Source organism: bacterium (genome assembly GCA_016708315.1).
GTDB lineage: Bacteria > Zixibacteria > MSB-5A5 > CAIYYT01 > CAIYYT01 > JADJGC01.
In genome coordinates this window covers 290,807-306,055 of sequence record JADJGC010000003.1, presented here as the reverse complement: position 1 = coordinate 306,055, position 15,249 = coordinate 290,807, and the positions used below count along the sequence as shown (strand labels likewise).

General features: G+C 49.0%; 14 protein-coding genes, 1 pseudogene and 1 riboswitch. Of the genes and pseudogenes, 1 reads left to right on the top strand and 14 read right to left on the bottom strand.

All coding sequences use genetic code 11. From position 1 onward, the window contains the following. Window positions 1–60: 60 nt before the first annotated feature. From IPH59_04340 to ribD, 8 genes and pseudogenes are all read right to left on the bottom strand, one after another. Window positions 61–1,068, bottom strand: coding sequence for a flippase-like domain-containing protein (locus IPH59_04340; GenBank protein MBK7090941.1), 1,008 nt, complete (start codon window positions 1,066–1,068; stop codon window positions 61–63). After that, complete coding sequence (locus tag IPH59_04335; GenBank protein ID MBK7090940.1) at window positions 1,061–2,185, bottom strand: glycosyltransferase family 4 protein; 1,125 nt, start codon at window positions 2,183–2,185, stop codon at window positions 1,061–1,063. Before IPH59_04335 ends, IPH59_04340 begins: the two co-directional genes overlap by 8 nt. 14 nt (window positions 2,186–2,199) lie before the next feature. Next, complete coding sequence (locus IPH59_04330) at window positions 2,200–4,719, bottom strand: DUF2723 domain-containing protein (GenBank protein ID MBK7090939.1); 2,520 nt, start codon at window positions 4,717–4,719, stop codon at window positions 2,200–2,202. Window positions 4,720–4,916: 197 nt separating this feature from the next. Next, complete coding sequence (gene nusB, locus IPH59_04325; GenBank protein MBK7090938.1) at window positions 4,917–5,342, bottom strand: transcription antitermination factor NusB; 426 nt, start codon at window positions 5,340–5,342, stop codon at window positions 4,917–4,919. A 3-nt stretch (window positions 5,343–5,345) separates the two neighbouring features. Beyond that, a complete protein-coding gene (locus tag IPH59_04320) occupies window positions 5,346–5,813 on the bottom strand; it encodes a 6,7-dimethyl-8-ribityllumazine synthase (GenBank protein MBK7090937.1) in 468 nt (155 codons plus the stop codon). Then, a pseudogene (locus tag IPH59_04315) lies at window positions 5,806–7,058 on the bottom strand (bifunctional 3,4-dihydroxy-2-butanone-4-phosphate synthase/GTP cyclohydrolase II). The gene IPH59_04320 and the pseudogene IPH59_04315 overlap by 8 nt, the downstream one beginning before the upstream one ends. A gap of 29 nt (window positions 7,059–7,087) precedes the next feature. Beyond that, on the bottom strand, window positions 7,088–7,729 hold the full coding sequence (locus IPH59_04310) for a riboflavin synthase (GenBank protein ID MBK7090936.1): 642 nt from the start codon (window positions 7,727–7,729) through the stop codon (window positions 7,088–7,090). Window positions 7,730–7,737: 8 nt separating this feature from the next. Beyond that, on the bottom strand, window positions 7,738–8,763 hold the full coding sequence (gene ribD, locus IPH59_04305) for a bifunctional diaminohydroxyphosphoribosylaminopyrimidine deaminase/5-amino-6-(5-phosphoribosylamino)uracil reductase RibD (GenBank protein ID MBK7090935.1): 1,026 nt from the start codon (window positions 8,761–8,763) through the stop codon (window positions 7,738–7,740). Between the two features lie 141 nt (window positions 8,764–8,904). After that, window positions 8,905–9,023, bottom strand: a riboswitch (FMN riboswitch). A 129-nt stretch (window positions 9,024–9,152) separates the two neighbouring features. Here ribD and IPH59_04300 point away from each other — a divergent pair. Beyond that, complete coding sequence (locus IPH59_04300; GenBank protein ID MBK7090934.1) at window positions 9,153–9,806, top strand: CDP-alcohol phosphatidyltransferase family protein; 654 nt, start codon at window positions 9,153–9,155, stop codon at window positions 9,804–9,806. Between the two features lie 105 nt (window positions 9,807–9,911). On the opposite strand, the gene IPH59_04295 is transcribed toward IPH59_04300, so the two are convergent. From IPH59_04295 to IPH59_04270, 6 genes are all read right to left on the bottom strand, one after another. After that, window positions 9,912–10,109, bottom strand: coding sequence for a hypothetical protein (locus IPH59_04295; protein ID MBK7090933.1), 198 nt, complete (start codon window positions 10,107–10,109; stop codon window positions 9,912–9,914). Window positions 10,110–10,424: 315 nt separating this feature from the next. After that, window positions 10,425–11,219, bottom strand: a complete 795-nt coding sequence (locus tag IPH59_04290) for a DUF3078 domain-containing protein (protein MBK7090932.1) — start codon at window positions 11,217–11,219, stop codon at window positions 10,425–10,427. A gap of 115 nt (window positions 11,220–11,334) precedes the next feature. After that, complete coding sequence (locus IPH59_04285; GenBank protein ID MBK7090931.1) at window positions 11,335–12,000, bottom strand: TrkA family potassium uptake protein; 666 nt, start codon at window positions 11,998–12,000, stop codon at window positions 11,335–11,337. Window positions 12,001–12,059: 59 nt separating this feature from the next. Further along, a complete protein-coding gene (locus IPH59_04280; GenBank protein ID MBK7090930.1) occupies window positions 12,060–13,490 on the bottom strand; it encodes a Trk family potassium uptake protein in 1,431 nt (476 codons plus the stop codon). 135 nt (window positions 13,491–13,625) lie between these two features. Next, window positions 13,626–14,738 (bottom strand): aminopeptidase, encoded by a 1,113-nt coding sequence (locus IPH59_04275; protein ID MBK7090929.1) that lies wholly within the window; start codon window positions 14,736–14,738, stop codon window positions 13,626–13,628. Between the two features lie 22 nt (window positions 14,739–14,760). Next, complete coding sequence (locus IPH59_04270) at window positions 14,761–15,243, bottom strand: methylated-DNA--[protein]-cysteine S-methyltransferase (GenBank protein MBK7090928.1); 483 nt, start codon at window positions 15,241–15,243, stop codon at window positions 14,761–14,763. Between the last annotated feature and the right edge of the window lie 6 nt (window positions 15,244–15,249).

Here is a 15,249-nt window from a genome sequence, read left to right as displayed (position 1 = left end):
TTCCTTGCACTTGGAGGCCGCGTTCAAAAGACGCGGCTTTTTTTGTGTTGTTTGGAGAACTCAGTCGTTGACCGGCTCGCGTTCAACTTCTTTGAGAGAGAGATGCTCTTGCTTAAGATGGTACAGGCCGGCAATCGTAATGGTGAAGTATTGCGTTGCCCACATGACGATACTACAGGCAGCCGCAGTATCCTTGTCGACCCCGTAAAGACTCAAGCTCAACACTGTTAAGTATTGGTATGGTCCGATAAATCCCGGCGCATTTGGCAGCATAATTCCCACTGACACGACCGCCAACACCACGAACGAAGCGTCCAGTGGCAAGAAACTCATGTCAAATGCCAGGAATATGAAGTAATTCGAGAGGGCCATCACGACCCACAATAGCGCCGATTGTGCCGAAATCAGAAGCACCGATTTTGGATCAGAAAGTACTTCCAGACCGGACGCAAACTTAACCAACAAGTCGCTGCCGACTTCTTTGATTCGTTGCGGGAAAATGTGGAGAATCCGATTTAGTACCCCGAGTGTAGCTTGAGTGCGAAACTTCAGTAGTGTCAAGATCATCACCGCGAACATCGTGACGCCGAGAAACAACCATCCGGCAGTCTCCAGATGTCCCAGATCTTCTGCCACAGAAGCCGGGAATTCCTTAAATAGAATTATCAGTGTGAACAATGCAAGAAGAGTCAACAGGTCGAACACGCGTTCGATCAACGTCGTCGCCATTGCCGCAGAGCGAGAAACATCTTCAATCTTGCCAAGCGACAATGGCCGCGCCAATTCTCCCAAGCGCGCCGGCAAGATGTTCGAAGCCATAAATCCGATCATCGTCGCGGCATATAGCCCGCGAAACGAGCACTTCTTCAGGGGGTTAACCATTATCCCCCACCGCCATGCTCTTAGCGCCATTGAGGCAAATATCATGGCGACATTCGGAATCAGCCACCAGTAGTTGGCCTGTCGTATTGCTGAGATTACGCGGTCCCATTCAATCTTTTCGACAAACAAGTATAAGAAGAATGCCGCAATTAGAATTCCGAACGTAATCAGCAGCTTTTTACCCACGGTCTCTCCATTCAGAAACGGTGCGTTCCATCGCGGCAAAAGACCGCTGTGCGCAGTCGTCCCACGTGAATCTCTTTGCCCATGTCACTGCCGACTGACTCATTCGTTCGTAAAGTGCTTTGTCGCTGAGGAGCCTGCTAATCTGTGCTGCAAGTCCCTCGATGTTTCCATACTCATACAACAATCCTGACACTTCCGGGCTGACAGAATCTCTTAGCCCCGGTGAATCGGCAGCAACAACCGGTGTTCCGCAGGCATTTGCCTCGATGTTCGTTATGCCCCAACCCTCCTTGGGAGAAGGATAAATAGAAACGTGTGATCTGCGCAAGTATTCAAGTTTCTGTTCTTCCGAAACAAATCCCGCAAACTCAACGGCGTCATTCAATCCCAATTCCTGAGTCAGTGACTTCAATTCACGAAGATAGTCACCGCCTCCGACTATCAATAAACGAGCATTCGCTATTCTTTGTCTGACGAACGGCAGAGCGGAGATCAGGTGGTGAACGGACTTATACTTTTTCAGCCTTCCGAGGTAGAGTATTGTCGGCTGATCGTATCTTTGCGACAACGGATCGACCTTATAGGCGGAATGATCGACGCCGCACTCAGCTACATCGATTTTCTCCCGACGAATGCCCCTTGTTACAAGATCGTCGCGGGTCGAGTCGCTAATTGCCAGGAAATGAGACTTCGCGTACACGCGTGGAATCGGTTTCTCTGCAAAATAGACATAGCTTGCAATCACCGCGTTCGCTTCTTGATAGATGTTCTTTCCGAAGAGATGCGGGATTACTGCCAAGTGAGGCAGATCATACCACAGTGGCAAGTAGAATGGTATCTTATTGATATCTTCGACGATGAGATCAAATTGTGATTCATCCAGAAGGTTCTTGACTAAGAACGGGGCGACAAAATTGAAATTCTGGCGTGAACCACGCCGACGAATTGACATCCCATCGCGCTGCTCCTGCTCCAAACCATTGGGATAGTTCGAGCAGGCAAATGTAACATGGTGCCCCCAAGCAACAACTCTCTTGAGTATCTCTTCAAGATGAATTTCTGCTCCACCAGCGAGTGGATTCGTAGTATCCTGCCAATTGACAGCCAGAATTCGCAAACTAAGTCCGCAGCCTACTTCGAAGTGTCCGGGACATCCAACTGCCGCAGTTTAACACCCGATTCGGCCTGCTTCAGTTCCTGAACATCCTTCATGGCGCTTATCGCTTCAGTGTCGGATGGATTATTGGCAATCCAGCGATCAAGCAGCTTTTCCATGCTGTCGGTCATTGACTCCTTGAAGTAGATGCTTAACAGCTGCTTGTATGCGCCATCAAAATGCGGGTCTTCAGTAAGTCGGTCATTGAGCATGTCAATCGCCTTGTCGCGCAGACCTCGACGATACAAATCGCTCGCAAGCGTCTGCCACATTGTCTTCGGATCCAGTTCCGGTGGCGCGGTCTTCAGCAATTCCGCCACGCGGTCCAGCGAATCCATATCAGCATACAGCTGCATCAAGTACGCTTGGCTGCGCCATTCACCCGGCACTGTCTTGATGGCAAGATTTACCATGTCAATTGCCTTCTGCGTATCGCCGCGCTTGCGTAGTTCCTCGGCGGTATAAAGGAAACCAGCAGAGTAATTATTCGTAAGCCGGAATGCATTCTCGTCCTTGTAGACTGTTGAATCGGCAACGCCTCTGTATTTAAAGACATTGGAGTAAAGATCGATAGTTGCATCAAGGTCGATCATGTTCGTTCCAGTCTCGCGTTTCAATCGGAACATCATGCCTTTCATCTCCAAATGATCTTCAATTGGCTGCATCCGATAAATGCGATTGTCCTGCGAAACAGTCACTGCAAAATGCACCGGAGTCTGAAACTTCGCCGTTTCAATGATGTTATCGATCATCTGATCTTGAACGCGGCGAATACGTCCATCAGGATAACGCTCATGCCTCATGGCAGAGATTTGTGCGTCAGAAAGACTGATGGGAACTCCCATCTCGTTCTTTAACTGCTTAATATACCAGTCAGTATTGAGCAGCGACAGATTCGCAATCTTGACATCTTTGCGAATACCGTAAACTTCCTGCAGCGCCCACACCGGAAATGTATCATTGTCGCCGTTGGTGAATACTACTGCGTTAGAGTCTGCCGACATTAACAAGTTGTAGGCATAGTCGTACGAGATGTAATTATTCGATCGATTGTTCTCGTGATATGTCGCAAACACAGCATTGATTGGAAGAATCAGGAACGCGAGCAAAGCCAGAGTTAGTTTTTCCATCCCGCGCTTACTGAAGAAATTGTATGCCAGGTCCCACAACGCAACAATTCCCATACCGATAGCCATGGCAAACAGGATGAAACCCGGCTGCCAGAAATAGTCTCGATCTCGGACTTCCAACCCGGCGTCATCGCCGGGCAAGACATTGGGAAGTGTCCCGTCCGCGAAATTCATGTAAATCACGAGCCCCACTGTCGCCGCCAGAACCATCAGGAAGAAGGGCAAACCCTTCTGCCATTTTCGCATAATCGGTTCCAACAGCCCCAGAAGCCCAATTGGGAACAAGAAGAGCAAGAAACCTTTGCCGGAGACTCCATACTGATCGTGGAAAAATCCCCAGAATCCCATGCGCGGATGTGTGCCAAACTGATTTGCCCAACTTCCGCGACGAGTAAACATGCGCTCCGTCATCGACATCTGCCCATACTGTTTGCGCTCAAGGAAATCCTCAAAGGTCTGCCAAGTGTAGGGAGCATTCTCATTAATCGCCGGCTTCTCGGCAGCCCTAATCGGAATATAGAACTGGCTGCTGAAAGCAATGCCTGCCGCAATCATGATCATAAAGGGCATGGTCGATAGCCGCTTGTCCCGCGAAACGAAGTATATCAACGCAACAACTGCAGCCCAGGCTCCGCCTATATACATGAATTCAACCAATGACTTGACCGGCCAGAGCAGTATTAATGCGGTCACCAAGAACAGCCAATTCTTTCGTAACGATTCATCCAGAAGCAAAATCATTAGCATTATGAACGGCATGATCAGATAGACCGTCAGGTGAATCGCGGTCGAAAGTACCGCTAGGAAGAATATCAGAACAAGATAACGCGTAGCTTCAACAGTACCGCGCTTATCAGACCAAATGAGTGTCAACCAGATCAACAATGTGATCATTAGCATCGACGGCCCATAGACCTCTGCCTCGACCGCTGAGTTCCAGTTAGTTGTTGAGAATGACATTAACAACGCGCCGACAACGGCTCCGGTATACATTCCGATCTGACGAATACCTTCGACCTTTTCGCCGAACCACTCGCGGACAATCTTTACAATCGCGAAGTAGCCGAACATTGACGCCAGCGCCGTACTCAGAACCGAGAGAATGTTGATTCGAAATCCAATGTCGTCGGAAAATGGAATCATTGAGAAGATGCGGCCTATCAGAATAAACAGCGGTGTTCCGGGCGGATGGGGTACTCCCAGTATGTATGAACACGCTACAAATTCACCGCAGTCCCAAAATGAGAACGTGCGCTGTACTGTCATCATGTAAACGATGAAGGACAGGAAGAAAACCAGTAGCCCCAAACCGAGGTTCAGCCGATCAACTTTTTTGATATCAAAATTCCCAACGGAAATGGACAATGTAACCTCCTCAACGTCACAGCCTTATTTACTAAGCTGATATACCCGTGACGCGCTGAAATGGACGAAATAATTTGGCGCCGAATATACACAGAAACCGGCTCATCGCCAAAGGAAAAATCCGCCCCTAACTTTGCAACTGTTGCCGGGAAACTGCCGATTCTCGATTCTATCGCTTCTGGCCTAGCCGCCTGGTCTCACTTCTTTGGCAGCGGCTCCTTCTCGAGGTGCTTATTAACTGCATCGAGAAGCCCATTCACAAACCGCGACGATTCTTGTGAAGAGTACTTCTTTGCCAACTCCACTCCCTCATTGATAGCGACGCGAGCGGGAATGTCGGGAAAGCATGTCAATTCGCATATCGCAATGCGAAGTATGTTCTTGTCGACCATGGCAATTCGTTCCAGACGCCAATTCTGAGAAAATTTCTCAATATGGCCATCCAACTCAGTTAGCATACCCGCAACTTTACGAAATAGCCGACCAGCATACTCGGTCGAGTCTTCCCCCAGATCCGAATTTGCCAAGAGCGACTCACAGACCGAGTCAACATCCTGTCCAGTCGATTCATGGGCATAAAGGCACTTAAGCGCCAACTCACGAGCTTTCTTGCGTTGTCCCATGGCTTACGAAATCGACCGATAAAGGTTGACCATCTCAATTGCAGTCATTGCAGCATCCCAGCCCTTATTGCCGGCTTTTGTCCCTGCTCTTTCAATGCCCTGCTCGATATTGTCGCAAGTGATAACTCCGTAAATCACCGGCACACCGGACTGCAGCGAGATTGAAGCAATACCTTTGGTGACTTCCGCAGCAATGTACTCGAAATGCGGCGTATCACCGCGAATGACCGCACCAACGCAGATTACGGCATCATACTTTTTCTGTTCAACGATCTTGGACGCAATGTAAGGCAGCTCAAATGATCCCGGCACCCAGAATTCATCAATACTCTCAATGGTTGAACCATGACGAATCAGGCAGTCTTTGGCTCCTTCCAGTAGTCGCTCTGTAAGTAGTGAGTTAAATCGCGCAATGCAGATTGCAAACTTCTTGTCGCGAACTACCAGCTCGCCCTTATACACTTTACCCATTTTGTACCTCGTGAAATACGCCCAATAGATGGCCTAATTTATCCCGCTTTGTCTCCAAATAGCGGGCATTGTGTTTTGTCGGCGGGATTATCGATGCAACGCGCTCCGTTACTTTCAGGCCATAGCCTTCGAGTCCGATGATCTTGCGCGGATTATTTGTAATCAACCGAATTGTCGTGAGTCCAAGATCCGATAGAATCTGGGCGCCAATGCCGTAGTCCCGTAAATCATCCTTGAATCCCAAGTCGTTGTTCGCTTCAACTGTGTCGCGTCCCTTGTCCTGAAGACTGTACGCCAGTATCTTATTTGCCAATCCGATACCGCGACCTTCCTGGCGCATGTAAAGTACCACGCCGCTCCCCTCCTTCTCGATCATCATCATCGCAGCCCTGAGTTGGTCTCCGCAATCACAGCGCGCCGAAGAGAAAACGTCTCCAGTCAGGCATTGAGAATGAACCCGCAAGAGCACATTCTCCTGATTCTTGACATCTCCTTAACCAACGCGATATGATGATGGTCGTCAATATCCGAACGATACAGGTGCAGCCTGAAATTGCCATATTCAGTCGGAAAATCGACATCAACGATCTTCTGAATCAGATTCTCATGCTTGTGGCGATAAGCGATCAGGTCCTTAATGGTAATCAACTTCAAATCAAATCGATCTGCTACACCGCGCAGCTCGTTTACGCGAGCCATAGAGCCATCAGCGGACATTATTTCACATAACACCGCACCGGAATTGAGTCCCGCCAAACGAGCGAGGTCCACTGAAGCCTCGCTGTGGCCCGCACGAGCGAGTACGCCGCCCGGTAGCGCCTCCAACGGAAACACATGTCCCGGCCTTGCCAAATCCTCAGGACGGCAGTCCGCAGACATAATCTGCTGAATTGTCTCTGCACGGTCAAAAGCCGAAATACCCGTCGTCGTGTTCTTGACTGCATCGACGCTCACCGTGAATCGAGTGCCAAGCAGAGCCGTGTTCTCTGTTGTCATCGGTCCCAACTTGAGCTTCTTGATGATGTCCCGCGTCAACGAAACACACAACAGGCCGCGGCCGTGAGTAATCATAAAATTGATTGCATCCGGAGTAGCCTTGTCGGCGGCCATAATGAAGTCGCCTTCATTTTCGCGGTCCTCGTCGTCGACGACGATGATGATCTTCCCGTTGCGTATGTCCTCGATTGCGGCTGCCACATCATCGAAGAGATTTTGCTCGTCGCGCTTCAATGTGACATTAGGCATAGATTTCACTCCCATATATCAAGTGTGTACTAAAATCCATAGTTCTTGAGTCGCTCAATGCTCAGACCAGACTCGCTGGTCTTGTTTACCATTCGTTGAACATATTTTCCAAGTATGTCGAACTCGATATTAACAAGATCCCCAGCCTTGAGAGACTTCATCGTCGTAGCCTCAAGAGTGTGCGGAATAATGCTAACCGTGAAAGCGGCATTCGAAACTTCGTAGGCGGTCAAACTGACACCATCAATGGCTATCGACCCTTTATCAACTACAAGTTCCCGAAATCGCTCGTCGATGGCAATCGTTGTCAGCCAGCTACCGTCACGAATATCGATTCGTTCGCATTTGCCGACAGAATCGACGTGCCCCTGCACGAAGTGTCCGCCCAATCGATCCGAAGGACGGAGCGCAGGTTCGAGATTCACTTCCGAACCGCTGCGTAAGCGGCCCAATGTTGTCTTGCGCAGTGTTTCTTCCACTGCAGTTACCGTGAACTGCCGCGAAGTCAGATCCAGCGTGGTCACCGTCAGGCAAACACCGCCGATAGCGACCGAATCGCCAATCAACATCGATGCGTCAACCAATTTGCTCTGAACCGAAATCACGACGTTATCGCCTTGATTCTTCATCGTGGTTATCTTGCCAATATCTTGTATGATTCCGGTAAACATTCGATACCCTAACTCGGATAAGCCTCTACCCACAAATCGCCGCCGATCGACTCCCAGCTCTTGAACTTCAAATTGAGCGTCTCCAATATCTTGCGATTCTTCTGGCTATTATATGCGGGCTTGCCGGAACCGAGAAGCTTTGGCGCGATCACAAAGATGTACTTGTCCACTAGGCCCGACTCGATGAATTGCGAGAAGACGCTTCCTCCCCCTTCTACCAACAAGTGGGCGACGCCTTCGGATGCTGTCTTCTTAAGCAAAGTGCGTATATCCGTACCAACGGTCCAAAAGTCGTCACGTACTCTTTCCGTTTCGTTGTCGGGACCAATCACGATAGTCTGTCCACCGGTATTCGGATCATTGATCTTGAGATTGCTGCGCAATTCACCAGACTTCGTTATAACAAGCCGCAATGGGTCCTTGCCGATTCCGTGGCTTGACAGCACAGGATCATCAATTCTTGCCGTCATAGCGCCGACGAGAACGGCATCAACAGTTGATCGAAGCGTGTGCACCTTACGGCGCGCTTCTTCTGACGTTATCCACTTTGAGTCATTCGCAGAATCTGCAATCATTCCATCAATGGTCTGGGCGATCTTAACAGTAACGAACGGCATTCCTGTAGTGATAAACTTGAAGTATGCCTCATTGAGCCGTTTCGCCTCTTCTTCACAAATTCCTACCTCGACTTCGACTCCAGTTTCCTGTAGTGATCTGATTCCCGCACCATTTACAATTGGATTGGGATCAACTGTAGCGACCAAGACACGTCGGATTCCAGCCGCCTTGATTGCCTGCACACAGGGTGGGGTCTTTCCGAAATGAACGCAGGGTTCAAGCGTCACATACATCTCAGCACCGGCCGCCTTATCACCAGCGCGATTGATCGCGTCGACCTCGGCGTGGTCTGCTCCGTAGCACCGATGGTATCCTTCGGCGATCACCAGCCCATCTTTGACAATGACAGCGCCTACCAGCGGGTTGGTTCTCGTTTGTCCGAGTGCCGAAGCCGCTAACTCGAGTGCGCGTTTCATGTGTTCTTCAAAGACCATAAAAAAACCCGAAGTGGCCTTCGGGGGATTTACAAGCACCGCTGCATAGCATCATACATGACTGCTTTGCGGGCTTGGAGCGACAAGACACTTCAAACGGAACCATTCCGTGAGCGTCAGGTCGTTTGTCTTCTACCATCCGGACTATACCGTCGGCGCCGGAATTTAACCGGCTCTGTCCCTTTCGAGACTCGCGGGCTGTACCGCCGATCGAGGAATTTCACCTCACCCCGAAGACATACCTAATCTGTTCATTATACGAATATAGTCAAGACAATTTTGTCTATTTCTCTCTTGCCTAATAAGCTTGCGCTGAATCTTGCAGGCTCTTAGTTTCAAGTAATGCACTATCAAGCACTTGGAGGCAAGGCATGGCGCGAATAATGTCCTGGGCAAATCGAGTGACAATCGCTCGAATCGGCATCGTCTTTTGGCTCGTTCTCTTAGTTTATGACAACAATATGTGGTCACGTTTGTTGGCGGCATTTCTCGCAATATTGGTAATTGTTGGCGATTGGCTCGATGGGTTCCTCGCCCGCAAGCTGCATGAACAGTCCCAGTTGGGTAGCGTTCTTGATATTGCCGGAGACCGAATCCTGGAAACCGTGCTCTGGATTGTGTTGGCTGATCTAGAATTAGTCCCCGTGTGGATTCCAATTGCGGTGACTTCGCGCGCCATTCTCACCGACAGCATCCGCAATTATCTACTGCAATTTGGATTTACCGCGTTCGGCAAGACGACAATGATGCAGAGTTCCATCGGGAAGTTCCTAACCGGATCCCCGATCATGCGCACGGGCTATGCGATTCTCAAGGCATTCACATTTGGATGGTTGCTACTTATTTCCGCACTCGATCGACTTTGGCACGAATTCCCTTTTCTAACCGAACGATTTGTAACAATTGGATTTGAAATCGGATACATCAGTGCGATTGTCACGGCTGTCGTATGTATTGCCCGAGGAATTCCACCAATTGTCGAAGGCTCAAACCTGATTCGTAAAATGGACGGAAAAACTGTTTGATTGAGCTTGAGAGCGTTGAAAGTTCGCGTAAAGCCAAATTGACCCAAAACAAAATCGGCAAGTGCATCTGCACTTGCCGATTGATTCATTCTGATCAACTGATTACTAACAGCAATCGCTTTTCTCATCCGCTGTTCGTTTCACTGCGATTGAGAATCCCTTGCCTCCATGACGATCAACGACAAAGTCAATATAGATATCTCCTCGTTGACAGACCAACTCATGCAACCCGCTCTCGATATATGCATCGATCCCGTTTGATTCGAGTTTCTCCAATCCAGTTACCGACTCTTCCAGAGTCATCCCCATTCGGGGACCGCTTCAGCCTGCGCCCTGCAAGTAAAGTACCAGATTCTTGCCCTTCGCGTGCTGCGAAGACATAACTGTCTTGATATTGTCTCTTGCTGTATCACTTACGATAATCATCGCTCAGTTTCTCCTCTTATACATGAATCGGTAGAAACTTCCAATTTTGCAATGTTTTCTCAATGAAATCATCACTTTTTTACCACATCGTAAATGTTAGTCCAACTCCCATCGTCTGTTTCACACGCCCCTTCTTTGACAACTCCTTGTCATAGAGGAACTGATTGTAGAGTATTACTGTCATGATTTTACTCACTGACACCTTGAGAGAATTTTCGAAGTTGACATCCACCGATTTCCAGTATCCCTCAAGATCAGTCCCCTCCACCTCGTCCTTTGTGACGAAAAGAGAGCCTTGTAAAGCGATAGCTTCCCGATGTACTGCACCCGTTTACTCAGAGTCAATTGGGCATCAGAAACTGACTCAATACCGCCATCAGTCTGCGTTGAATCCTCTGTTGCCAAAGTCTCCATATCCGTAATCACATTTCGGCGTATCTGGCGAACTGCCATACCGAGGCGGCTTGACACTTCGTCCTTTTCGTGTCGGTAGAATATGCGCGCAATGCCCGCCGAGAAGGTAAACTTCATGGGATTAAGGTAGCGTTTCTTCGCAGCAACTGAAGCATCAAGGAATTGGCTTTCAAATCGGAATGCCGCATACGGATCAACGAAGGCCTGCAAAGGAAACGTCGCAATGTTTTCCCAGTCGATGAGATCAGTCGATTTCTTCGGCTTGCTCCAGCTCTTGCTCTCCTCGTCCTGCACCGTTGTCTGACCAAAAGCTAAACGCAGGTTAGATTTGAGATTGAATTTCTGGCTGAATCTTCGCTCTACTTTGGCATTCAGATTACTGACCCAGGCGAATGTACCAGCTTCGCCTCCCAGCCACGAATCAGAGTAGGCTGTCTGGGCTGCAGTAATGTCGAGCACCATTGTCTTTTGCCACCTCAGCGAAATCAGCGAATCAACGTTGACTTCCTCGGAGTAGGCATTGGCAAATCCGGCAAGAATCAAGAACATTGTCAGATACAAAAATCGGCGCATAGAAGTACTCCTGTGATTTAACTTGAAGGGAAAAAGTAATTCATATCAACCCAAATTGAAGAGAGCAGTTTTCACTTATCGGCCTAACTAATCCTAATCTGGGGTGTTGCCCAAATCAACTCAGCTCATTTTGCAGTTTCTCGATTGACTTGGTTTCGCCGAGAAGTACCAGTACTTCGTCAGGTTGAAACACTCTATCGCCTGCCGGTAAGAGCGTTGTCTTTGCAGGCATGGTCTGACGAATCAGGACAACGAGAACATTGTAATTTTGGCGCAGATTCAAATCGGAAAGACTCTTTCCAACGAAGCGATCCGGCACAGCAAGTTCGACAAGCTGCAAATCCTCACCCAACGTCATTTGCTCGATAACATTCGGATAACGAAGCTGGCTTGCGACTCTCATTGCCATATCGCGTTCCGGAAAGATAACATCGTCGGCGCCGATTAGCTCGACTATCCTGCCCTGGTCGACCGTGATTGCTTTTACCATGATCTGCTTTACGCCCATTTCGCGCAGATAGAGCGTCGCCAGAATACTGACATCGATGCTTGTGCCAAGACTCACGACTACCACGTCGCACGAACTCAGGTCAAGCTCTTGTAGTGTCTTGCGATCCGAAGCATCACCAACGACCGCCTTAGCTACGTAGTCCTTGATGTCTTCAATCTTCTCACTGTCACTGTCGATGACAGTCACATCGTGGCCGTGCTTCGCCAACTCCAGCGCGAGATAGTGGCCAAAGCTTGACAATCCAATAATACCGAATACTCGTTTTCTCATTCTATCTCCCATCTCAACGGCAGAATCAATTCGCCTTGAGAAATTGATTCATCAAAACACTATCCGATGATTACACGGCCCTCAGGATAAACGACCTTGGCCGGCTGCCGGTATCGACTAATCGCCAATGCCAATGTCAGCGGACCAACGCGGCCAACAAACATCAAGATAATCAAAACGACCTTGCTCAGCGGAGCAAGTTTTGGCGTGACACCAGTAGAGAGCCCGACAGTACCAAACGCCGATACAGCTTCAAACAGCAGTTCAACAAACTTCTCACCGCTTGCACGATGTCCTTGGCCCCCTGTTTCGAAGATCTGGAGCAGCAGAGCACCACCAATCACAACCGCGCTAGCGATAATAGTAAAAGTCACGGCTTCTGATTGCAGAAACGAACTGATGCGCCGGTCAAAATACACCACATGATCTTGTCGTTTCAGGCGTGCTCTTACCATGCCCAAGAGCACGGCGAAAGTCGAGGTCTTGATGCCGCCGCCGGTCGAACCCGGTGAAGCACCTATGAACATCAGGATCATTATCACAAACAGCGTCGCTCCTGAAAGCGCGCTCATATCGACTGTATTGAACCCAGCGGTTCGCGGAGTTACTGACTGAAAGAGCGAACTCAGGATTCGCGTTGACCAAGGCATTCCCTCTTGAACATTATTGAATTCCAAGAATCCTATCAGCAATGCGCCTATCAACACGAGCCACAGTGAAGCCGAGATTACTATCTTGGAGTGAATCGAAAACCGAAATGGCGCCTCTTGCCAGTAACTCGAATCTTTCAAAAATCCCAGCTTCTCAAGGAGTAGTCGTGACCTAGAGATCACGAATCTTTCCAACTCCAGAAATGCCACGAATCCGATTCCACCCAGCATAATCAGCAGCATCACGGTGATGTTGACCGTCGGATTTCCGACGTACTTCATCAGATTGTCAGGGAGCAATCCAAATCCGGCATTACAGAAAGCCGACACGGAATGAAAAACTGAAAACCAAATTGCGTCATTTGTTCCCATGTCGCGTTCAAATCGCGAATACAACAGAATCGCCCCAACTGCTTCGATGATGACCGTGATTATCACGACCGTCAACAACAGCCCTCTTGCACTTGTGCCGTTTGTCGAACCAAGGCTTGTATTCAATAAGGATGTATCTCGACTTGTGAGCCGCCTGCCAAACACGTACAGCAGAAATGTCGAAAAAGTCATAATGCCAATCCCGCCAAGCTGAATCGACAGCAAAATGACACCCTGTCCAAGAGGGGTGAAATAAGTGCCTGTGTCGACTACGGTCAGCCCAGTCACGCAAGTCGCTGATGTAATCGTGAATAGTGCATCAATAAAACTGATTGTCCCCCCGGTTGTACACTGCGGAAGCATCAGCACAAATGTCATCGCAAAGATGAACCCACCGAAACTGAGTGCCAGAATTTTCTCAGGTGCCAAGCGCTTCAATGGCTTGAACCCTAATTCGATGGGGCGCATGAAATCTATTCGTGCCATAATCAGGAGAGAGATAATGTGTTGGAGTCAGGAAAAGCAAACTGAATGTTTATGAGGAGATAACCCTTGGGGACGCAGAAGCGTCCCCAAGGAAACTAATTTCGATAATCAGATGACTTAGTCAATAAATCCCGGCACGAATTTGCCGTCTTTATAAATCAGCTCGTCGTCACCGTAAATCTCGCCGCCCTTGCGTAACTCACAAACCATATCCCAATGCAATGCAGACTGGTTAGTGCCTCCCGATTCGTAAATCGAGTTGCCGACTGCCAAATGACACGTGCCGCCAATTTTTTCATCGAACAGCGTATTCTTTGAAAATGTCTGAACATGGTAGTTCGTGCCGATAGCAAATTCCCCTACTCGCTTGGCGCCTTCGTCCATCTCGAGCATTTTCTTAAGGAAGTCGTAGTTCTTGGCCGCGCTGAAATCAGTAACTACGCCGTCCTTGAATGTCAATCTTACATTTTCGACTTCCCTTCCGCCGTAGCATGCAGGATATGTATATGTGATCACTCCATTGGTAGAGTCTTCCAGCGGTGAAGTGAACACCTCTCCGTCTGGGAAATTCTCCTTCCCGTCGCAATTGATCCATTTGCGTCCGGCAACTTTCATTCGCAAGTCGGTATCACTGGACTTAACGTGTATCGTTGAGAGCTTGTTAAGTCTCGTACATAGCTTTGCCTGCTCTGCGGAGATTTTCTTCCACTGTGAGACGGGATCGGCTTTATCGCAATAGCCCGCCGAATAAACAAAGTCTTCGAATTCAGTTAGCGATTTTTCCGCTTCCTGGGCATCGGACTGACCGGGAAACATTGTCCCGCACCAGCGCAACGAACCATCGGCAACGCGACGGAAGAAGACTTCGAGGAAGTCTTTCCGCGACTTCTGATTCAGGGCTTGTCTCGCAGAGTCGGAGTTTGACAAGTACTTGGTATTCTCCGAACTCCAAATGTGCAGGTACGCATCCATCATCTTTGCCTCCTCAATATCAAGCGGATGCATATACGTCAACTGTTCGTCATTGGCTTCTTTGATAAGAACCTCTCCCAGAGTCTCACAGTTGAATTCGACATAGGGGTAGGCGCCTCGTTTCAGAGCCAGCGAATAGACTGCCTTGATCAGCGGCAAAGCGTGGTATGGTCCGCGTATCTTGAAGGAATCGCCCTTTTTGATGCTCAGTGAATAGTCGACCATTACTTCTGCCAATTTTCCAACTCTTGGATCCATAACTTCCTCTATCTCTAGTGGTTTATTCGCGATATTTTGCCTGCTCGATATCGAGCAGCATTTTTTTTGTTTCGATGCCGCCGCCGAATCCGCCTAATGAGCCATCAGCCTTCAACACACGGTGGCATGGTATGACGATTGGCAATGGGTTCCCAGCACACGCGGTGCCCGCTGCTCGAAATGCTTTTTCCGACCCGGCCATCTTGGCGAGTTCCTTGTAACTTACAGTTTTGCCGTAACCGACTTTCTGAAGCGCTATCAACGCACTTCTCTGAAAACCGCTTGCCAACAATTCGATGGGAAACGAGAATTTCTTCCGCGTGCCTTCGAAATATTCCTGCAGTTGTTCCTCTGCGATCCGAAATGCTCCCTTGGTTTCTGTGGAGTGCCCTGCATAGCGAACCGGCAACTTCCCAACTCCAAAGCGGATGTACTCAACTGCATTGGTGGTCCCCACCAGCACAAGATCACCTATGGGCGTCGACATTGTTCGTTTTATGAACATTTCCAA